This window comes from Pantoea sp. C2G6 (assembly GCF_051336815.1).
Lineage (GTDB): Bacteria > Pseudomonadota > Gammaproteobacteria > Enterobacterales > Enterobacteriaceae > Pantoea.
On sequence record NZ_JBGMNJ010000005.1, the window covers coordinates 136,713 to 158,284 of the forward strand.

Sequence of the window (21,572 nt, forward strand, 5' to 3'; positions counted from 1 at the left end):
CAAAATCGCGACGGATGTTTCATTTCATATTGAACATGGAATTTTTATTCCTCATACTGCGATCATAGCCAGTCAGACCTTACAGAGCCGGTAGCAGAGCGCGTCTCGCCCGTCGTCTTTGCTCATCACAGAAGGAAACCACAGGTATGCGTACACAACAGAAGCGGCTTGATGTGATTTGTATCGGGCGCATCGCCGTCGATTTTTATGGACAGCAGATCGGCGCACGGCTGGAAGATGTCACCTCTTTTGCGAAATATCTCGGCGGATCGTCGGGCAACGTCGCCTATGGCACCGCGATTCAGGGACTGAAATCGGCGATGCTGGCGCGGGTGGGAGATGAGCACAATGGTCGCTTTCTGCGGGAAGAGCTTCAGCGGGTCGGCTGTAACACCGATGCGCTGATCACCGATGCGCGGCGTCTGACCGGGATGGTGATCCTCGGTATTAAAGATGAAGAGACTTTTCCGCTGATCTTCTACCGCGACAACTGCGCAGATATGGGACTGGTGCCGGAGGATATTGATGAAGAGTTTATCCGCTCTGCGCGCGCGGTAGCGGTGACCGGCACCCATCTTTCCCATCCTCAGACCCGTGCCGCGGTGCTGAAAGCGCTGGATATTGCCCGCCAGCACGGACTGCGTACCGCGCTGGATATAGACTACCGTCCGGTGCTCTGGGGGCTGACCTCGCCGGGCGACGGTGAGACCCGTTTTATTGAATCGTCACGGGTGACGCAGCAGTTACAGGAAGTGGTGCACTATTTCGATTTAATCGTCGGCACCGAAGAGGAGTTTCATATTGCCGGCGGCAGCACCGACACGCTGACCGCGCTGAAAAATGTGCGGCAGGCGAGCCAGGCGACGCTGGTCTGTAAGCGCGGCCCGCTGGGTTGCGTGGTGTTTGAAGGTGAGATCCCGGATAGCTGGCAGGAGACGCGGCTGCACAGCGGCGTGCGGGTCGATGTGCTCAACGTGCTGGGCGCGGGCGACGCCTTTATGTCTGGCCTGCTGCGCGGCTGGCTGAATGACGAGGGCTGGGAGCAGGCGTGCCGTTACGCCAACGCCTGTGGCGCGCTGGTGGTGTCACGCCACGGCTGCGCGCCCGCCATGCCGACCAAAGCGGAACTGGATGATTTCCTGAGCCGTGAAACAGCGGTGCAGCGCCCCGATCTCGACCCTCGCCTCAACCATCTGCACCGCGTCACCAGCCGTAAACAGTCATGGCCGGAGCTGAACGTTTTCGCCTTTGACCATCGTAAACAGCTGCTGGAGATGGCGCGCGAAGCGGGCGTGGATGAAAGCCGGATCCCGCCGTTAAAGCTGCTGCTGCTGAGGGCGGCGCAGCAGGCGGCTGAACAGGCCGGACTGGCACAGCGCAGCGGCATTCTGGCGGACACCACCTATGGCCAGAAAGCGCTGAACGCCATTACCGGCCAGAAGTGGTGGATTGGCCGTCCGATAGAGCAACCCGGCTCGCGCCCGCTGCGTCTGGAGCATGGCAGCATCGGATCACAGCTGATCGACTGGCCCGCCGAGCACGTGGTGAAATGCCTGGTCTTTTACCATCCTCACGACAGCGCTGAACTGCGTAAAGAGCAGGACGACCTGCTGCTCGAAGTCTGGAATAGTTGCAACAAAAGCGGCCACGAACTGCTGCTGGAGGTGATCCTGCCTGACAGCAACCCGGATCGTAACGAGCGCTATTACCTTGATATGCTGACGCATTTTTACAGTCTGGGCATTCAGCCAGACTGGTGGAAACTGCCGCCGCTCTCCGCCGGGCTGTGGCAGGCGATCGGCGCGCTGATCGAGCAGCAGGACCCTTACTGTCGCGGCATTCTGCTGCTCGGGCTGGATGCACCGGAAGAGACGCTGAAAGCGGGCTTCGCCGCCGCGGCTAAAGCGCCGTGGGTGAAGGGTTTTGCGGTCGGTCGTACTATCTTTGGTCAGCCTTCACGCCAGTGGTTGCAGGGCGAGCTGGACGATCAGGCGCTGATTGAGACGGTGAAAGCCAACTACCTGCGGCTGATTGAGTACTGGCGCGCAGCACGCGCCTGATACCTCACCGGCCCCGACCAGACGCCACCCCAGCGGGTGGCGTCTTGTTATCATCAGGCCGCAAGCCGGGAGCGGCACCGTTGTGGCGCGCGGTTTTGTCGCCCTGCGGCCCCGGATAAAGGCCGCCAGCCCGCCCGGCGGTTAATCTGTGAACCATTTCATAAAGCCATGAAATAAACCGCGCGTTTAACGCAAACAAATGAAATTTTCCATCCATCTGGTACTATAGCGCTCATTATTCTTATGACATGGGCAGAAGTAATGAACAATAATCCTACCCAACTCTCTCTTTTGCAGGACGATATTCGTCGCCGCTACGAAACGCTGAGCAAGCGTCTGAAACAGGTTGCGCGCTACATCCTTGATAACAGTAACAGTATTGCTTTTGACACCGTCGCCTCTATTGCCCAGCAGGCCGATGTGCCGCCCTCGACGCTGATCCGCTTCGCCAATGCTTTTGGCTTCAGCGGCTTCAACGAAATGAAACAGGTTTTTCGTCAGCACCTGATGGAAGAGACGGTTAACTACACCGAACGCGCCCGGCTGTTTCGCCAGACCTCCACCGATGACAGCGCCAGCGCCCCGGAAAGTCCGGCAGAGATCCTCAACGTCTTTACGATGGTCAACAGCCAGGCGCTTCAGCAGCTGGCGATGCAGGTCAATCCTGAGCAGCTGAACAAAGCGGTCAAGCTGCTGAATGAAGCGGAAAATATCTATGTGATTGGCCTGCGCCGCTCCTTCAGCGTCGCCTCCTATCTGGTCTACGCGCTGCGTCACCTGGAGCGTCGGGCCTTTTTAATTGATGGTTTGGGCGGAATGTTCACCGAGCAGCTGAGCCTGGTGAACCCGAAGGATGTGGTGATTGCCATCAGCTACTCGCCCTACGCGCGGGAAGCGGTGGAGGTGGTGGAGATGGGCGCCAAGCGCGGCGCGCATCAGATCGCCATTACCGACAGCCAGGTCAGCCCGCTGGCGGCGTTCAGCGATGTCTGCTTTGTGGTGCGGGAAGCGCAGGTCGATGGCTTCCGTTCCCAGGTCGCCTCACTCTGTCTGGCGCAGACGCTGGCGGTTTCGCTGGCCCTGAATAACGCCGACGCCTGAGTCGCGGCCAGAAAACAGGGTGGCCTGTTCCACCCTGGTTTTTACTGACCCGCCTCAGCTCAGCGGTTGCGCCGCCTTAGCCAGCCGCTGTTTCATCCGCTGATAGCTCTCCGTGACATAGTGTTCCGCCCAGGCCGCATCCTCAATTTTCTCCAGTCTCACCGCGCAATATTTTAATTCCGGCGTTTTGGCTACGGGATCGAGGCTGTCAATCGTCAGCTCGTTACAGGCACCAATCCACCACTGATAGGTCATATAGACCGCTCCCTGATTAATGCGATCGCTGATCTCCGCGCGGCTGATCACTTTGCCCCGGCGTGAAGCGACCCACACCAGCTCATCCTGAACAATGCCCGCCAGCCGCGCATCCTCGGGATTGATCTGCACCCTTCCCGGCTCATCCGCCTGCGCCGTCAGGGCATGGCAGTTACCGGTCATCGAGCGGCAGCTGTAATGGCCGACTTCCCTGACCGTACAGAGCGCCAGCGGCCAGGTTTTATCCACCGTTTCCACGGGCGGTCGCCAGTCGCAGGCAAACAGCAGCCCTTTCCCTGAAGGGCGGGAAAAGCGGTTGCCCTCATAGAGATAAGGGGTGCCGGGATGCGACTCGTCCGGGCAGGGCCACTGCACGTAGCCGAAATCCGCCATTTTTTCCCAGGTCGCGCCCTTGTAGAGCGGACAGAGCAGACGCAGCTCATTCCAGATCGCTTCGTTGCTGGCGTACTGCATCGTGTAGCCCATCGCCCTGGCCATGCGGCTGATAATCTCCCAGTCGGGCAGCACCTCTCCCTGCGGCTCCACCGCCTTGTAAAAACGCTGAAAACCCCGGTCGGCACTGGTGTAAACCCCTTCATGCTCGCCCCAGCTGGTCGCAGGCAGCAGCACATCGGCCATCTCCGCGGTTTTGGTCATAAAAATATCCTGCACGATAACCAGATCCAGCTTCGCCATCGCCTTGCGCATCAGCGCCAGATCGGGTTCGGTTTGCAGCGGATCTTCCCCCATAATCCAGTAGGCGTGCAGCTTGCCCTCCAGGGCGAGGTGAGGCACATCAGTGATGGCATGACCCACTTTATCGCTCAGGCTTTTCACCCCCCAGGCCGCGGCAAACTTCTTGCGGGCGGCCGGGTCGGTGACCGGCTGATAGCCGGGGAAAAGGTTTGGCAGCGCGCCCATATCACAGGCTCCCTGCACGTTGTTCTGCCCCCTGACCGGCCCCACGCCCACACCAGGCCGCCCGAAGTTGCCGGTCGCCAGCGCCAGACTGGACAATCCCTTGACCACATCGACACCTTGGCCCCACTGGGTCACGCCCATTCCCCACAGGATGGTGGCATTTTTCGCCCCGGCATAGAGGTGCATCGCCTGACGGATTAACGCTGGCTCCAGGCCGGTGATCGCCTGGACCGACTCCGGCGAGTAGCGCGATACCACCTCGCGCCACGCCTCCTCGCCCTCAACGTGCTGCTGCATATAGCTCTGATTGCAGAGCTTGTCCGCAATCAGCACATGGGCGAACGCATTCACCAGCGCCATATTGCTGCCATTCTTCAGCGGCAGCCAGAGATCCGCCAGCCGCGCACTTTCGATATAGCGCGGATCGCAGACGATGATTTTCGCGCCTCGCTGTTTCGCCCGGACGATCCGCCGCGCCACAATCGGGTGAGAGTCGGCGGCGTTGTAACCGAAAATAAGCAGACAGTCGCTGTTCTCAATATCTTCCAGCGAGTTGCTCATCGCGCCATTGCCGAGCGTCGCCTGGAGTCCGGCGACGCTCGGGCCGTGGCAGACGCGGGCGCAGCAGTCGATGTTGTTGCTGCCGAGTACGGCACGAACAAACTTCTGCATCACATAGTTGGTTTCATTGCCTGGCCCGCGTGACGAACCGGTCACCATGATGCTCTCGGGGCCGAAACGTGCCTTAATCTCCTGCAACCTTGTGCTGGCAAACGCGATCGCCTCCTCCCAGCTGACCGCCTCAAAGGGGCCGCCGCGCTGACGACGGATCGCCGGATGTTGCAGCCGGGGCGTCAGCAGCCGGGTGTTATTCAGAAACTCCCAGCCAAAGTAGCCTTTCAGGCAGAGTTCGCCCTGATTGGTGACGCCCTCTGCGCCTCTGGCACCGATAACTTTGCCCGCCTCGGTTTGCAGCGCGATTTTGCAGCCACAGCCGCAATAGGGACAGACGGTGATGACTTCATCCATAGTTCAGTTTCTCCTGCAAAAGCAGCCCATTCAGACGGCCTCGCTGCGCGACGCTGTGTTGTTTTTCCTGCTGCTGGCGATGGAGTTCAGCCGCACTTACCCGCGTGAGCGCGTCAGTGGGGCAGACGGTGACGCAGGCCGGCCCGCTGGCGTGACCGCTGCACAGGTCACACTTGACGATCAGCGGATTGCCCTCGCCCTCGCTGGGCTGGCTGACGATCTCAATCGCGCCGAACGGGCAGGCGACCACGCAGCTTTTACAGTCGATGCAGCGGCTGTTGATCGCCTCCACCTCTTCGCCCTGTTTGCGCAGCGCCCCCACCGGACAGACCGCGACGCAGGGCGCGTTCTCACACTGCCGGCACATAACCGGCACGCTGATGCGGCTGAGCCGGATAACCTTAAGGCGGGGGAAATAGTGTTGCGCGGTCTGGCTGACGGTTCCCGAGTGGACCACCGCGCAGGCCACCTCACAGGTATGGCAACCGATGCACTTGTCGGCTGACGCGACGATAAAACTCATGATGCACACTCCCTGAGCTGTTGCTGCTGGTCAAACATCCGCAGAATTTCACTGGCGCTGCGGCGGCCTCCCGCGATGGCGGTGACCACCAGATCGGCGCCATGCACCGCGTCGCCAGCCGCATAAACTTTTGGATGATGCGTCTGCGTTTCCGATCCGGTTTCACCGGTGATAATCATTCCCCAGCGGTCAAACCGGATACCGTGCCCGGCAAGCCAGGGCATCTCATGCGCCTGAAAACCAAACGCCAGTATTAAAGCGTCGGCCGCCAGCAGACACTCTGAGCCGGGGATGGGCTGAGGCCTGCGTCGCCCGTCACGGCCGGGCGGTCCCATTTCGGTGCGGATCAGCCTGATGCCGTTCAGCCGTCCGGCCTCATCCAGCTCAATCGAGAGCGGCTGGAGATTAAACCTGAACTCCACGCCCTCCTCGCGGGCATTGGTGACCTCTTTTTTCGAGCCGGGCATACTTTTCTCATCCCGGCGATAGGCACAGATGACCGATTCAGCCTGCTGGCGCACCGCCGTTCTCAGGCAGTCCATCGCGGTATCACCGCCGCCCAGCACCACCACTTTTTTACCTTTGAGTGAGACATAGGGCAGCTGCTTATCCTCCTCCAGCCCCATGATCTGCCGCGTATTCGCTATCAGATAGGGCAGCGCCTGCATGACCCCCGGCGCATTTTCATGCTCCAGCCCGGCCCCCACCAGTCCGTAGGTGCCAACGCCGAGGAAAACCGCGTCGTACTGCTGTAGCAGTTGAGAAAAGGCGATGTCCCGGCCGATTTCACAATTGAGATGAAACTGAATCCCCATCTCACTGAACAGCGCGCGCCGGGTGATCATCACCTGTTTATCCAGCTTGAACGAGGGGATGCCAAAGGTCAGCAGGCCGCCGATTTCCGGGTGGCGGTCATACACCTCCACGCTGACGCCGTGGCGAATCAGCTGGTCGGCGCAACTTAACCCTGCCGGTCCCGCCCCGATTACCGCTACCCGTTCCGGGCGGCGCGCCACCGCGCGCATATCGGGCCGCCAGCCCAGCGCCAGGGCTTCATCGGTAATGTAGCGTTCGATATTGCCGATGCTGACGGCATCGGGCTGGCCGTTGAGGGTACAGGCCCCTTCACAGAGACGATCCTGAGGGCAGACCCGGCCGCAGACTTCCGGCAGGCTGCTGGTCTGATGGCAGAGTTCGGCGGCCTCGACGATTTTTCCCTCCGCCGCCAGCCGGATAAAGCCGGGAATGGCGTTATGCAAAGGGCAGGTCCAGTTACACCAGGCTTTTTGCGCGCAATAGAGGCAGCGTTCGGTTTCATAGCGCGCCTCAGCGTCGCTGAGCCGCTGATAGATTTCACTGAAGTGCTGCTTTCGCTGCGGCGCGCTGAGCTTCGTCGCGCCGACACGGGGGGTGACATCAAGCCGCTGCGCGGCTCTGGAGCGCTGGCGCGCCGGGGGCTCGCCGGCGGTGAGGCGCTGGCGATGCTGCCGCAGCCGTTGCAGTCCCCCCGCGTCCATCAGCTGAAGCGCCTGCGTCGGACACTGTTCCACGCAGGCCGCCTGCCCGGTCTCGCTGTGCTGGCAGAGGTCGCACTTCAGGACTGCGGCGAGTCCGCTTATCTGCTCAATCGCGCCAAACGGACAGGCCAGCAGACAATTACTACAGCCGATGCAGTAGGCGGCCCGCAGCTGAATCGCGCCATTCTCTGCAACCAGCGCCCCGGTCGGGCAACTGGTCACACAGGGCGCGTTATTGCAGTGACGACAGGTAACCGGCACCGGACGACCCGCAGCCGGCGTAATCAGATGAATACGTGGCTGAAACTGCTGCGGGCTGGCGGGCCAGGCCTGCTGATTATGTGACACCACACAGGCCACTTCACATACGTGGCATCCAATGCATTCGCTGGGGTTAACAACAACGAAGCGATTCATATTTCTTCCTTTTGCCATTGCTCCTGCAACAGCAATGCAAGAAAGGGGCTACTTTGCCAAAACAGGCGAAAAAGAGCGGGTTATGTGAACCGGTTCGCACTCTGCCGCCCGGAAGCGCTCAATTTATAGACAGCGTGACCCGCCGCGGCCCTGCCGATTCTCAATTTGAGAATAAGCGCGTCAAAATGAAAATAAATGGCGGGCGTTCCGGCCGGTGACCGGGCCCGGAAGGCCGTTTTTCTGCGTGCCATCACAACTTCTTCGCGACAATCGCCCGCTATTCGTCTCTGGCACACCCTTTGCTTTGTGAGCGGCATCAACGCATCTCTGGAGGGTAAGGCCTGATGAATACGTTATGGGTTGGCAGTGAGGTTCCGCGCGTCGACGGAGCGGCCAAGGTCAAAGGTGCCGCCATTTATGGCGACGATATTGTGCTGAAAAATATGCTGTATGGCGTCTGCCGTTACGCCGACATTGCGGCGGGCCGGATAGAAAAACTCGACCTGAGCGAAGCGGAAAAGGTGCCAGGCGTGGTGAGAATCGCGACCTGGGACGATATTCCCGGTCAGAAGCAGATCGGGGTGGTGATCCCCGACTATCCCCCGATTGTCGATCGCGAAATCGCCTTTCGGGGCGATGTGATCGCGGTCGTGGCGGCGGAGAGTTATGAAGCCGCCTGCCTGGCAGCGGAGAAAATCCGGGTGGTCTACACCCCCTGGACGCCTCTGACCTCGGTCAGGGAGGCGCTCCGTCCCGGCGCGCGGCTGGTTCACAGTGACAGAGAGAACAACATTATCAATCATCACCATACGGTGAAGGGCGATATTGAGGCGGGCTTCGCCGCCTCCACGCATATTTTCGAACGCGACTATGAGGTGGGATTTCAGGAACATGCCTACATCGAGCCGGAGTCGATCACCGCGGGCTATGATGACAACGAACAGATTCTGAACATCTATGGTTCCATTCAGAACGCGCACCGCGTCAGGGGAATGGTGGCGAAGTATCTCAATCTGCCGCAGGCCAAAATCAACGTCAAACGCTCGGTGCTGGGCGGCTCTTTCGGCGGTAAGGATGACATTATCGATCACCTGGCCTGCCGTGCCGCTCTGCTGGCTCAGCTCACTTCCCGTCCGGTTAAAATGACCTACAACCGCGAGCAGTCGATGCGGGAGAGCTACAAACGCCATCCCTATCAGATGCATTACAAAATCGGCGTGGATGACCAGGCGCGGATTCAGGCGATAAAAATTGACGTACTGGCCGACGGCGGCAGCTACGCCGGGCAGACGGTGTTTGTTACCTGGCGCAGCTCGGTGCAGGCCGCCGGTCCCTATAGCATCCCCAACGTCCGGGTGGATGTCACCGGCGTCTACACCAACAACAACTACACCTCAGCCTACCGCGGATTTGGCGCACCCCAGGTGATTTTCGCCAATGAGTCGCTGATGGATGAGGTCGCGGAAGCGCTGGGTCTGTCACCGCTGGAGTTCCGCCTGCGCAACATCCTGCAACAGAACGACACCAGCATGGCGGGTCAGGTGCTGAGCGACCACTGCGTCTCCGCGCAGGAGGTGCTGATGAAAGCGGTGACCCGCAGCGAATATCTGGAAAAAAGAGCCCACTATCAGCAGCTCAATCAGCAGGGCGGCCCTATCCGTTATGGCATCGGGCTGGCACTGAGCCACCGCGGCTGCTCACTGGGTGCCGAGGGGCTGGATGCCTCGTCGGCGCTGATTCAGGTCAACGCCGATGGCAGCATTAACATCTCCACCTCGGTGTCGGAAAACGGTCAGGGATTGCAGACCACCATGTCGCTGATTGCCGCCGAGGCGTTCGGGGTCAGTCTGGATCGCATCAGCTTTTCTGAGCCCGCTACCGCCATGATTGCCGACGGGGGCTCTACCGTGGCGTCGCGCGGCACGCTGATGGGAGGCCAGGCGATTCTCAGCGCCGCCAACAAAATCAAGCGCCGGATGGGCGAGGCCATAGCGGAAAAGCTGGCGGTAAAAGATATTCAGGATCTGGTCTGGGAGGACGGCAAGGTATTCAATCGCCTCGATCCCTGGCGGCATCTCGATTTCCAGCAGGTGGTCGACCTCACCAAAGCCACCGGTGCGAACCTCTCCGCCTACGGCTGGCATGTCGCCCCGGAGATCTACTGGGATGAAGAAAAAGGCACCGGCAACCCCTATTTCACCTGGGTGTATGGCTGCCAGGTCGCCGACATCACTCTTGATACCCGTACCGGCAAGATCGACGTCAATCACGTCACCGCGGTGCACGATGTCGGCAAGGTGATCAACAAAGTGGGCTTTGAGGGACAGGTTTACGGCGGCGTGGTCCAGGGAATGATCGGCTACGGCATGCTGGAGGATTTTAATATTCAGCAGGGCGAGGTGAAGTCAGAAAACTTTGATACCTATCTGCTGCCGACCATTAAAGATGTGCCCGACATTCAGGTTATCGCCGTGGAAAATCACGATAAAGCGGGGCCGTATGGCGGCAAAGTGATTGGTGAACCGGTGCTGGAGCTGGGCGCTGCCGCACTGAATAACGCGGTCAGTTTTGCGCTGGAGCGGCGCAACTACACGCTGCCGCTGAGCTTAGAGCAGGTGCGTCTCGGCTATCCGCTCAAAAAACCAGAAAGACAGAGTGAACAGCTGGCGGAAGAGGCGGGCGGGAAAAAACAGCTGTTACGGCTCAACACCCTTCAGCTTAGCCGGGCCACCACGCTGCCTGAGGCGCTGAAAGCGCTGGCGGCGGGCAGCGCCAGACCGATTGCTGGCGGCACCGATCTGCTGGTGCAGGCAAGGCTGAAATCCGCTGCGGTGCCGCTGCTGGATATTTCCGCTATCGCGGAGCTGCAACAGATTGTCGAAGTTGATGACGGTATCTCCATTGGCGCGGGGGTCTGCTTCAGCGATCTGACGACGCATCCGCTGATCAAAGCGCGCTACCCGCTGCTGATTACCGCCTGCAACACCATTGGCTCGTTGCAGCTCCGTAACCGCGCCACCATCGGCGGCAATATCGTCAACGCCGCCCCCTGTGCCGATTCCGTGCCGCCATTGATTATCTATGACGCGACGGTGGTGTTGCAGAATCATCAGGCAACCCGGCAGCTGCCGCTGGAGGAGTTCATTACCGGCGGCTATCAGACTCAGCTGCAACCTGATGAGCTGCTGAGCGCGATTATTCTGCCGCCGCCGTGGCAGGAAAGCGGCCTGCAACAGCGTTATCTCCAGCTGGGCCGCCGCAATGCGCTGAATATTACCCGTCAGAGTTTTACCGGCCAGTTCACCGTCAATCCATCCGGCATCCTGACCCGCTGCCGCCTGGTGGATGGCGCGTTGTTCAGCAAACCCCAGCGGCTGATCGCCATTGAAAAAGTGCTGACCGGGAAAAAACTGACTGCTCAGTTGATTGAGGAGGGCTGCAAGGTGCTGGAGACCCTGCTGACGGAGGCGATCGGTAAACGCTGGTCCGCTGCCTACAAAGTGCCGGTGGCTATCGATATGCTGCGCCAGATGTTGCAGGAAGCACAGAACAGCCAGACTACACAGGAAAAATAAGATGCATACCATCAAGTTAAAAGTAAATGGCATTCGGGTGGAGAAAGCGGTGGATGACAATCGCCGCCTGCTCGATTTTCTGCGGGAAGATTTACAGCTGACCGGCACCAAAGAGGGCTGCTCGGTCGGGGAGTGCGGGGCCTGTACGGTGATCCTCAACAGCAAAGCGGTCTGCTCCTGCCTGCTGCTGGCGGCGCAGTGTGACGGCGCGGAGATCACCACCGTTGAAGCGTTGCAGAAGGATGAGGTGGGCCGACGGTTGCAGCAGGCCTTTGTGCGCCACGGCGGCGTGCAGTGCGGTTTCTGTACGCCGGGCGTGCTGATGAGCACCAAAGCGCTGCTGGATAAGAATCCGAATCCCGATGATGAGCAGCTCGCCGAGGCGCTGGAGGGCAATCTTTGCCGCTGCACCGGCTACCGTCCGATTATCAAATCGATCAAAGCCGTCCTGAAGCCGTCATAACGGCCGCGCGCGTCCTGCCTGTTAGCGGGCAGGACAAGGAGTTAACGCCATGAAAACCGCTATTATGCTGGCGGCGGGTTTCTCGTCGCGGATGGGCAGCTGGAAAATGATGCTGCCCTGGAACCAGGGAACCGTGCTGGACAGTGCGTTACAGAATGCGCTGGCTTTCTGTGACCAGGTTATTCTGGTCACCGGCTTCCGCGGCGCAGAGCTGCACCAGCGTTACGCGCATCACCCCGCCATTCAGATCTGTCATAACCTGAACTTCAGCGAGGGGATGTTTTCCTCATTGCGCTGCGGGGCGGCGGCGCTGACCGGCGGCCACTTTTTTGTTGTGCCCGGCGATATGCCCGCCATTGACCCGGCGGTTTACGCCCGCCTGTGGCAGCACGCCGCGGCGGATTGTTGTCTGCAACCGTTCTATGATGGCGGCAATGGGCATCCGGTTTTACTGCCTCCGCCACTTATCAGCCGGATCCTGAACGCGCCACCGGAGAGCAACCTGCGGTCACTGATGCAGGCTTTTGGCCGGCGCAGCATCCCGGTTAACAGTAAAACCATCCACTGGGATCTCGACACCCCGGCGCAGTATCAGCGGCTCAGGGCGCTCCCGGCGCTCAGTACGAGTCCGTGAGATGGTACTTTTTGATCTTGCGATAGAGCGTGGCGACCCCGATGCCCAGCTCGTCGGCGACCTGCTTTTTATTGCGGCAGCGCCGCAGCGCCTCTTCGATGATGGTTTTTTCCATCGATTTAAGGTTCGCATTGTTTTCTTCGCTGGTGCCGTTTTCGGCAAACGCCACGCCCTCTTCAGGCTGCGAAACGCCTGCCGCGGGCGCCTCCCGGGGGGGAGTGGCTGGCGAAGCGTGAAACACCGGCGGCAGCAGCGCGCTGTCAATCAGCTCCCCATCGGGCACGATGTTGACCAGATACTCCACCAGATTACTCAGCTCGCGCACATTTCCCGGCCAGCGATAGTTCTGTAGCAGCCTGACCACCTCCTGACTGACGCCCGGATAAGTGCAGCCGATCCGCAGCGAGTGATAATTCAGGAAGTAGTGCAGCAGCAGTTCCACATCCCCCGCTCTTTCGCGCAGCGAAGGGAGTTGCAGCGGGATCACATTCAGCCGGTAATAGAGATCCTCACGAAATCGTCCCGCGCTGATAAATCCCTGCAAATTCTGATGGGTGGCGGAAATAATGCGAATATCCACCGGAATCGGGCGACTGGCCCCCACCGGCAGTACCTCGCGGGTCTCGATAGCGCGCAGCAGGCGCGCCTGCAAGCTGAGCGGCATATCGCCAATCTCATCCAGAAACAGGGTCCCGCTGCTGGCGGACTGAATCAGCCCCGCCCGGCCGCCCGGCGCTGCGCCGGTAAAGGCCCCTTTCACATAGCCAAAGAGTTCACTCTCCAGCAGGTTCTCCGGGATGGCGGCGCAGTTGATGGCGACAAACGGCTTATCATGCCGCTTGCTCAGGCGATGAATGGCTCTGGCCACCACCTCTTTCCCGGTGCCGCTCTCCCCCAGGATCATCACGCTGGAGGGGCTGGAAGCGATGCGCAGGATCATGCGCTTCAGCTTCTTCATCGCTGGCGATTGCCCCACCAGCCGTTCAATACCAGGCGGATCGTCCTCCAGCGGCTGCGCGACCGGCGAGGCGCTCTGGTGAAACGCCAGCAGGAACAGCGAATTGTGTCCGACCGGATGCAACTGCCCGGTCAGCGTCATCGGTTTATCCTCCAGCCTCACCCGATGCTGGATATGTCCTTCATGGGCATCCCGCAGGCGGTTGAGTGGCTCAATCAGCAGCGAACGGCCCAGCACCGCCTCCCGGCTCAGATGCAGCAGCGCCAGCGCCCGATCGTTGATAATCCTGACTTTAGACTCATGATCCCGAACGATAACCCCCTGATCGATGTTATTCAGCAGGATCCGCCATATCGCTTCGTTTTTAGTTTCTTTGTGCTGGGCGCTGGAGAGGTTAGCCACCAGCAGCCGGGAAACGTGCCAGATATATTGCGTGAACATCTCCGGGTTTTCGCTTAGCCGGCGATGTTGTTCACTGTTGACGGCGATCAGGCTGATCACCCCCAGGCAGCGCTGCCGATCGAGGATCGGCACACCGATAAAGCCGCGCTCTTTACAGCTTTCGCGGTTCTGGCAGGCGCGGCAAAGTGGGTTGAAGCGGGAGTCGACGATCACCGCTTCCTTCTGGGTTTCAATCACGCTTCTGAGCAGATGGGTGCTGCTCTCAGGCGTACAGCCAAAGCCGCAGCCATAAGGCCCGGTCCCGGCAATGCGTATCAGCTGGTTGTCGACAACTTCGACCTCCATTTTTAAGACGCTGGCCAGCAGGCTGCTGAAGTTAAGAATGGTGGACTGTATGGTCATCAGTGCAGATGGCGATTGTGGCGCTTCACTCATAAACCCTCCTTTTTGTCCTGTTTCAGGTTCTTCTCATCCCGGAGCAGCGGGTTTCTATCATTTTGAGACAGGCCGCCAATTTTCTCATTTTGAGCTCCTCCGGCTCACCGCGGCGGTGGCTCATTCCCTCCCCAGCATGACGTCGCCAGCCCTGAACAGGACATGACGGGTGACAACAAAGGCTTTTTTTCCCTGAAAATCCGTCAAAAGTAAGCGCGCGATCATGTTTTATCCGCCCGGTTAACCCTGGCGGGCGGGTTGGCACAGAATTTGATTAAGGGTGGGCGATGAATACCTTTCCCTGCTCTTTTCGGGTTCGTCCCCGGCAGGGGTTGTCTTTAACGTCCTGAGGAACCGCCTGAAATGGATGAAATCTCTACGCTGTTGCAAGCTATCCGCCAGAGAAAAACTGACCTAGCAAACAAAGACTTCCTGCTGACCTGGGAGCAGACCCGGCCAGAACTGGAGCAGATTCTGGATATTGCCCAGGCCATCAAATCACTGCGGGCGAAAAACATCGACACCCGCGTGTTCAACAACGGACTGGGTATCTCCGTTTTTCGTGACAACTCCACGCGCACCCGCTTCTCTTACGCCTCCGCGCTCAATCTGCTTGGCCTGACGCAGCAGGATCTGGATGAGGGGAAATCGCAGATCGCCCACGGCGAAACGGTGCGTGAAACCGCCAATATGATCTCGTTTTGCGCGGATGCGATCGGTATCCGCGATGATATGTATCTCGGTGCCGGTAACGCCTATATGCGCGAAGTCGGCGCGGCGCTGGATGAGGGATTCGCGAAGGGCGTGCTGCCTCAGCGTCCGGCGCTGGTCAATCTGCAATGTGATATTGACCACCCTACCCAGTCGCTGGCCGACCTCGCCTGGCTGAAAGAGCATTTTGGCAGTCTGGAAAACCTGAAAGGCAAAAAAATCGCCATGACCTGGGCCTACTCCCCCAGCTACGGCAAACCCCTCTCTGTGCCACAGGGAATTATCGGGCTGATGACCCGCTTCGGAATGGATGTCACCCTCGCGCACCCGGAAGGCTATGACCTTATCCCTGATGTGCTGGAGGTGGCCCGCGCCAACGCCGCCGAGTCAGGTGGCCGCTTCCGCCAGGTCGCCAGCATGGACGAGGCGTTCCGTGACGCCGACATCGTCTACCCCAAATCCTGGGCGCCGTGGCAGGTGATGCAGCAGAGGACCGCCCTGCTGCGCAGCCAGGACAGCGCCGGTCTGAAAACGCTGGAGCAAAACTGTCTGCAACAGAACGCCCTGCACCGCGACTGGCACTGCACAGAAAAAATGATGTCGCTGACCCGCCAGGGCAAAGCGCTCTACATGCACTGTCTGCCGGCGGATATTACCGGCGTCTCCTGTAAGGCCGGGGAGGTGGAAGCCAGCGTATTCGAACGCTACCGCATCGCCACCTATAAAGAGGCCAGCTGGAAGCCGTGGATCATCGCCAGCATGATCCTGGCGCGCAAATTCGCTGACCCGGCCGCCGTGCTGACAAAACGACTCGAAGAGGCCCTGCCGCGCATCAAAGGCTGAAACCGGACGTATCCCCTTCATTTCCTGAACAAAGGTGAGTCATGTCACAATTTATTCTTAAGATGAAAATCGCCGATAACAGCCGATTTTCACCGGGCGATTCTCCCTTCTTTGACCACGACGCGGTGGAGGCCGCCAGGGCCTTCCACCGTTCACTGCCGGGGTATAAACCTACCCCGCTGCGGCTGCTGCCGGCGTTTGCCGCCGCGCTGGGCGTAGAGCAGGTGATGGTGAAAGATGAGTCTTATCGCTTTGGTCTCAACGCATTCAAGATGCTGGGCGGCGCCTGGGCCATCGCCTGTCTGCTGTGTGAGGAGTATCAGCTCGATATTCGTCAATTCTCCTTTGAGTCCTTTCGCCGTGAGCATCCCCAGCCGCTGACGTTTGCCGCCACCACCGACGGCAATCATGGCCGCGGTGTGGCCTGGGCGGCAAAGCAACTGGGTCAGCAGGCGATCATCTACATGCCGAAAGGCTCCTCGGCGGCCCGCGTTAAGCACATCACCGACCTCGGCGCGCAGTGCATCGTCACCACCATGAACTACGACGACACCGTGCGTCTGACCATGAGTAACGCGGAAAAAAATGGCTGGAAAGTGGTGCAGGACACCGCCTGGGAAGGCTACACCCAGGTCCCCACCTGGATTATGCAGGGCTACGCCACCATGGCCGCCGAGGCGGTTGAGCAGATTGCCGCGGCAGGCGAGAAACCACCGACCCACCTCTTTTTACAGGCGGGTGTGGGCGCGATGGCGGGCGGCGTGCTCGGCTACCTGAGCGATCTCTATGGCGCCGGAAAGCTGCATACCGTGGTGGTTGAACCGGACAAAGCTGACTGCCTGTTCCGGTCGGCTGAACGCGGCGAAATCGTCAACGTGGCCGGTGAGATGAACACCATTATGGCTGGCCTGGCCTGTGGCGAACCCAACCCCCTCTCATGGCCGCTGCTGCGGGACTGCGTACAGCATTTTATCTCCTGCGAAGACCGGGTGACGGCCCTGGGGATGCGGGTGCTGGGAAACCCGCTGAAAGAGGACCCGCGCGTCATCTCCGGTGAATCGGGCGCGGTCGGCGCAGGGGTGCTGGCCGCCATTCTGCATCACCCACATTCACAGACACTCAAAGACAAACTTAACCTCACCCCTGCTTCACGTGTGCTGCTCTTCAGTACCGAAGGCGATACCGATCCTCAACATTATCGTGAAGTGGTGTGGGAAGGAAAAGATGGGATTACCCCCAATAATTAACAGGAGTTTGAAATGGTAAAGCCTATTCCGTTTGAGGAAATTCTTGCCCAGGCTAAACGCTATCAGCCTGAAATGACGCGCTTTCTGCGCGATATGATTGCGATCCCCAGCGAAAGCTGCGATGAGAAGCGGGTTATCGAACGTATCCGCCAGGAGATGGTAAAAGTCGGATTCGATAAGGTCGATGTCGACCCAATGGGCAATATTCTGGGTTATATCGGGCACGGTCCGCGCCTGCTGGCGATGGATGCGCATATCGATACGGTCGGTATTGGCAATATCAAAAACTGGCAGTTCGATCCCTATACCGGCATGGAAGATGAGACGCTGATTGGCGGACGCGGCGCGTCGGATCAGGAGGGCGGCATGGCCGCGATGGTCTATGCGGCGAAGATCATCAAAGATCTGAAACTGGAAGATGAGTATACGCTGCTGGTGACCGGCACCGTGCAGGAAGAGGACTGCGATGGCCTCTGCTGGCAGTACATTATTGAGCAATCCAACATCCGGCCGGAGTTTGTGGTCAGTACCGAACCAACCGACTGTAAAATCTATCGCGGCCATCGCGGTCGCATGGAGATCCGGGTCGAGGTGCAGGGGGTCAGCTGTCATGGTTCAGCCCCTGAACGTGGCGATAACGCCATCTTTAAAATGGCCCCGATCCTCACCGAATTGCAGCAACTGGCTGGCAGACTTGGTAACGACGACTTCCTGGGAAAAGGGACGCTGACCGTTTCAGAGATCTTCTTTACCTCACCCAGCCGTTGTGCGGTGGCTGACAGCTGCGCGGTCTCCATTGACCGTCGCCTGACCTGGGGAGAAACCTGGGAAAACGCGCTGGAAGAGATCCGCGCCCTGCCAGCGGTGAAAGCCGCGAAAGCGGAGGTGTCACTCTACCACTACGAGCGCGCCTCCTGGACCGGTCTGGTCTACCCGACCGAATGTTATTTCCCCACCTGGAAAGTTGAAGAGGACCATATCACGGTAAAAACCCTGAGTGCTGCCTATAAGGGCCTGTTTAAACAGCAGCCGGTGGTCGACAAATGGACCTTCTCAACCAACGGGGTCTCCATCATGGGCCGTCATGGTATTCCGGTGATTGGCTTTGGTCCGGGGAAAGAGCCTGAAGCCCACGCGCCGAATGAAAAAACCTGGAAGGATCACCTGGTGACCTGTGCCGCAATGTATGCGGCGATTCCTCTGGCATGGCTGCAACAGCTGAACAGCTAAGTCGTTTTGAAGCTGGCGCTTGCTTTAAGCGCCAGCGGGAGAGAGACGATGAGAAAACTTATCAAGGGCGGCACCCTGGTCGATGACGCTGGCGAATACCGGCAGGATCTGCTGATTGAGCAGGGGAAAATAACCCGACGAGCGGAGCATATCAGCGTTGATGACAGCATGGAGGTCATTGATGCACAGAGACTGCTGGTGATGCCCGGCGGTATCGATGTGCATACCCATTTCAATATCGATGTCGGCATCGCGCAGAGCTGTGACGACTTTTTCACCGGTACGCGGGCAGCGGCGTGTGGCGGCACCACCACCATCGTCGATCATATGGGCTTTGGGCCAGCGGGCTGCTCGCTGCACCATCAGCTGGAAAAATATCACCACGACGCCAAAGGTCAGGCCGTGATCGACTACAGCTTTCATGGCGTGATCCAGCACGTCGATCAGGCGATTCTGGAAGAGATCGAACCGATGGTCCACCGCGAGGGGATCAGCAGCTTTAAATTCTATCTGACCTACAACTACAAACTGAACGACGGGGAGATCCTCCGGGTGCTGCAACGGTTCAATGAGTGTGGCGTGCTGGCGACGGTCCACCCGGAAAACGATGCCGCGATTCAGTGGCGGCTGGCGCAGTTTAAGCAGCAGGGAAAAACCGCTCCCATCTGGCATGCGCACAGTCGTCCGCTGGCCTGTGAAGCGGAAGCGATCTCCCGCACCATCAATCTGGCGCGACTGGCCGATAACGCCCCGCTCTATATCGTTCACCTGTCGAACGGCCTCGGACTCGATTATGTCCGTCTCGCCAGGGCCGCCGGACAGCCGGTATGGGCGGAAACCTGTCCACAATATCTGCTGCTGGATATTAACCACTATCAGCGCGCGGATGGCCTGAAATATATGCTCAGCCCGCCGCTTCGCCCGCACAGTGAACTCGATAAAATGTGGGTGGGTATTACCGACGGCACCCTATCAACCGTCGCCACCGATCACTGCAATTTCCCTTACAGCCAGCGTCAACAGATGGCGGCCAGCGACTTTACCCGCTGTCCAAACGGGCTGCCCGGCGTAGAGAACCGCATGGCACTGCTGTTTTCCTTTGGCGTGACGACCGGACGGATCAGCCGCTCACGGTTTGTTTCGCTGACCAGTACCGCTCCGGCAAAACTTTTTGGCCTGTGGCCGGAAAAAGGCAGCCTGCTACCCGGAGCCGACGCGGACCTGGTGCTGTTCGATCCTGACCAGCAGGAGACCATCCGCCATGCGGATCTGCACGACAACGGGGATTACTCACCCTATGAAGGCATTCGCTGCCAGGGCTGGCCCGTTATGACTCTCTCGCGCGGCGAGGTGGTCTGCCGGAAAGGACAGTTTACCGGCAAGGCCGGACATGGCCGGTTTGTTTCCCGTAAACCTTTTATCAACAGGGAGTGAACAATGAAAAAAAGAATCGTAATGGCGCTGGGCGGCAACGCGCTGGGCAGCGGACTGGCTGGCCAGATGAAAGCGGTACAAAGCACGGCGCAGACGATTGCCGCGCTGGTGGCAGAGGGGCACCAGCTGGTGATTACCCACGGCAATGGCCCGCAGGTCGGGATGATCCATCAGGCGTTTGAAGCGGCGGCCACCACCTACGCCCACTCGCCGGTGCTGCCGATGTCGGTCTGCGTGGCGCTCAGTCAGGGCTATATCGGCTACGATCTGCAAAATGCGCTGCGTGAGGCGCTGCTTGATGCGGGCATCACCAAAAACGTGGTCTCCCTGATCACCCAGGTGCGGGTTGAGGCGCAGGACCCTGCGTTTAACCATCCTGATAAGCCGATCGGATCTTTTCTGCCTGACGAAGAGGCGGCGAAACTGCGCAAAACCGGCGTCCTGCTGATGGAAGATGCCGGACGCGGCTGGCGGCGGGTGGTTGCCTCGCCGAAACCGCAGGAGATTATTGAGTCGCAGTCGGTGAAAACGCTGCTGGAGGCGGGGCAGATTGTGATTACGGTGGGCGGTGGCGGTATTCCGGTTATCGCCACCGATAACCGCCTGCACGGGGCGAACGCGGTGGTAGATAAAGACTGGGCCAGCGCGGTGCTGGCGAAAGAGATCGATGCCGACATGCTGATTATTCTCACCGCGGTAGAGAAGGTCGCCATTAACTACAATCAGCCCGATGAACGCTGGCTGGATACCCTCTCCCCTCAGCAGGCCCGTCGCTATATCGCCGAGCATCAGTTCGCTCCTGGCTCGATGCTGCCGAAGGTCGAGGCGGCGGTCTCCTTTGCCGAATCGAAACCGGGGCGTCAGGCGCTGATTACCCTGCTCAGCAAAGCCGGGGAAGGCATCGCCGGGCGCACCGGCACGCTGATCCAGCAGTAAGCGGTGTGACGGCGGCGTCTGCCCGGTTACGCTGCCGTCGATTTAGCCGTCGCCAGCGCGCCTGTTTTGCGCTGGCGCTGCCGGTAATGCTGAACCATCTCCGCCAGTATACTCACCGCAATCTCCTCCGGCGTCTCCGCCTCAATATTCAGCCCGACAGGACTATGTAATGTAGCCAGCTGCGCAACCGTGACGCTCAGCTCCTTCTGCAATAGCTGGCGGAAATGCTGCGCCTTGCGCCGGCTCGCCAGCAGCCCCAGATAGGCGAGCGGCAGCGGCATCAGCTGTTCCAGCACCTCCCGGTCCTGATGATTGGTGGCAACCACCACATAGCTGTCGCGGGTCAGTTTCAGCTGGCGGATAATCTCGGTGAAACTCTCACCGCCCGCCCGTTCACAGCACGCGGGCAGGTCGGGATGCTGAAGATTCTCCGCCCAGGGATCGGCCAGGGTAACGGTGAAGCCCAGCGGAACGGCCAGCTGCGCCAGTGCGCGATTGACATGTCCCGCCCCCATCAGAAACAGCTCCGGGCGACGGGGATAAACCGCGATATGGATGGTCATGGCTCCGCCGCAATCCGCGCCCACCGCGTCCGCGCCCTGGCGGGCCAGCTTGCCATGAAACACCCTTGACGAGCCCTCGGCCAGCGCCGCTCTGGCCTGCTCAATCGCCAGGCGCTCCATCATGCCGCCACCGATGGTGCCGGTGGTCGGTCCCTGTTCCGGTACCAGCATCGTGGCTGAATGGCGCGGCACCGAGCCACGGTGCTCGATGATTTGCAGCAGGGCGAACGCCTGATTTTCACTTTCCAGCTGGCTGGCCGCGCTAAAAATACCCATTTTTGCCTCCTCATTTTTTTAACCATTGCCACGGTTATGCAA

Annotated in this window: 15 protein-coding genes; 10 read left to right on the forward strand and 5 right to left on the reverse strand. The window is 59.5% G+C overall.

All coding sequences use genetic code 11. The features are described 5' to 3' along the window. Positions 1-146 precede the first annotated feature (146 nt). Positions 147-2,060 (forward strand): bifunctional 5-dehydro-2-deoxygluconokinase/5-dehydro-2-deoxyphosphogluconate aldolase, encoded by a 1,914-nt coding sequence (locus ACCW71_RS09370; protein ID WP_436370918.1) that lies wholly within the window; start codon positions 147-149, stop codon positions 2,058-2,060. A 261-nt stretch (positions 2,061-2,321) separates the two neighbouring features. Then, complete coding sequence (locus tag ACCW71_RS09375; RefSeq protein ID WP_436370919.1) at positions 2,322-3,161, forward strand: MurR/RpiR family transcriptional regulator; 840 nt, start codon at positions 2,322-2,324, stop codon at positions 3,159-3,161. Positions 3,162-3,215: 54 nt separating this feature from the next. On the opposite strand, the gene fdhF is transcribed toward ACCW71_RS09375, so the two are convergent. Genes fdhF through ACCW71_RS09390 form a run of 3 tightly spaced genes read right to left on the reverse strand, consistent with a single transcriptional unit; the run spans position 3,216 to position 7,823 of the window. Next, positions 3,216-5,366: a formate dehydrogenase subunit alpha gene (gene fdhF / locus ACCW71_RS09380; RefSeq protein ID WP_436370920.1), complete on the reverse strand. Its 2,151-nt coding sequence runs from the start codon at positions 5,364-5,366 to the stop codon at positions 3,216-3,218. Then, positions 5,359-5,892: a 4Fe-4S dicluster domain-containing protein gene (locus ACCW71_RS09385; RefSeq protein ID WP_436371014.1), complete on the reverse strand. Its 534-nt coding sequence runs from the start codon at positions 5,890-5,892 to the stop codon at positions 5,359-5,361. The genes fdhF and ACCW71_RS09385 overlap by 8 nt, the downstream gene beginning before the upstream one ends. Then, positions 5,886-7,823 carry an FAD-dependent oxidoreductase gene (locus ACCW71_RS09390; RefSeq protein ID WP_436370921.1) on the reverse strand — a complete coding sequence of 646 codons (1,938 nt, stop codon included), beginning with the start codon at positions 7,821-7,823 and terminating at the stop codon, positions 5,886-5,888. Before ACCW71_RS09390 ends, ACCW71_RS09385 begins: the two co-directional genes overlap by 7 nt. Before the next feature lie 344 nt (positions 7,824-8,167). Here ACCW71_RS09390 and ACCW71_RS09395 point away from each other — a divergent pair, with 344 nt between their 5' ends. Genes ACCW71_RS09395 through ACCW71_RS09405 form a run of 3 tightly spaced genes read left to right on the forward strand, consistent with a single transcriptional unit; the run spans position 8,168 to position 12,495 of the window. Then, positions 8,168-11,398 carry a molybdopterin cofactor-binding domain-containing protein gene (locus ACCW71_RS09395; protein ID WP_436370922.1) on the forward strand — a complete coding sequence of 1,077 codons (3,231 nt, stop codon included), beginning with the start codon at positions 8,168-8,170 and terminating at the stop codon, positions 11,396-11,398. Between the two features lies 1 nt (position 11,399). Beyond that, positions 11,400-11,861, forward strand: coding sequence for a (2Fe-2S)-binding protein (locus ACCW71_RS09400; protein ID WP_436370923.1), 462 nt, complete (start codon positions 11,400-11,402; stop codon positions 11,859-11,861). A 49-nt stretch (positions 11,862-11,910) separates the two neighbouring features. Further along, a complete protein-coding gene (locus ACCW71_RS09405) occupies positions 11,911-12,495 on the forward strand; it encodes a nucleotidyltransferase family protein (protein WP_436370924.1) in 585 nt (194 codons plus the stop codon). On the opposite strand, the gene ACCW71_RS09410 is transcribed toward ACCW71_RS09405, so the two are convergent. Beyond that, positions 12,479-14,290: a sigma 54-interacting transcriptional regulator gene (locus ACCW71_RS09410; protein WP_436370925.1), complete on the reverse strand. Its 1,812-nt coding sequence runs from the start codon at positions 14,288-14,290 to the stop codon at positions 12,479-12,481. The two genes, ACCW71_RS09405 and ACCW71_RS09410, sit on opposite strands and share 17 nt — an antisense overlap. Positions 14,291-14,653: 363 nt before the next feature. Between ACCW71_RS09410 and ygeW the strand changes: the two genes are divergently transcribed. From ygeW to arcC, 5 genes are read left to right on the forward strand one after another with little or no spacing between them, the layout of a single operon-like run. Next, positions 14,654-15,844 carry a knotted carbamoyltransferase YgeW gene (gene ygeW, locus ACCW71_RS09415; RefSeq protein ID WP_436370926.1) on the forward strand — a complete coding sequence of 397 codons (1,191 nt, stop codon included), beginning with the start codon at positions 14,654-14,656 and terminating at the stop codon, positions 15,842-15,844. 41 nt (positions 15,845-15,885) lie between these two features. Next, positions 15,886-17,091 carry a diaminopropionate ammonia-lyase gene (dpaL, locus tag ACCW71_RS09420; protein ID WP_436370927.1) on the forward strand — a complete coding sequence of 402 codons (1,206 nt, stop codon included), beginning with the start codon at positions 15,886-15,888 and terminating at the stop codon, positions 17,089-17,091. A 12-nt stretch (positions 17,092-17,103) separates the two neighbouring features. Next, entirely contained in the window at positions 17,104-18,321 is a 1,218-nt protein-coding gene (locus ACCW71_RS09425; RefSeq protein WP_436370928.1) for a YgeY family selenium metabolism-linked hydrolase, read from the forward strand. 48 nt (positions 18,322-18,369) lie between these two features. Further along, on the forward strand, positions 18,370-19,755 hold the full coding sequence (hydA, locus tag ACCW71_RS09430) for a dihydropyrimidinase (RefSeq protein ID WP_436370929.1): 1,386 nt from the start codon (positions 18,370-18,372) through the stop codon (positions 19,753-19,755). Positions 19,756-19,758: 3 nt separating this feature from the next. Beyond that, complete coding sequence (gene arcC, locus ACCW71_RS09435; RefSeq protein WP_436370930.1) at positions 19,759-20,691, forward strand: carbamate kinase; 933 nt, start codon at positions 19,759-19,761, stop codon at positions 20,689-20,691. Positions 20,692-20,717: 26 nt separating this feature from the next. On the opposite strand, the gene ACCW71_RS09440 is transcribed toward arcC, so the two are convergent. Beyond that, positions 20,718-21,530, reverse strand: a complete 813-nt coding sequence (locus ACCW71_RS09440; protein ID WP_436370931.1) for an XdhC family protein — start codon at positions 21,528-21,530, stop codon at positions 20,718-20,720. Between the last annotated feature and the right edge of the window lie 42 nt (positions 21,531-21,572).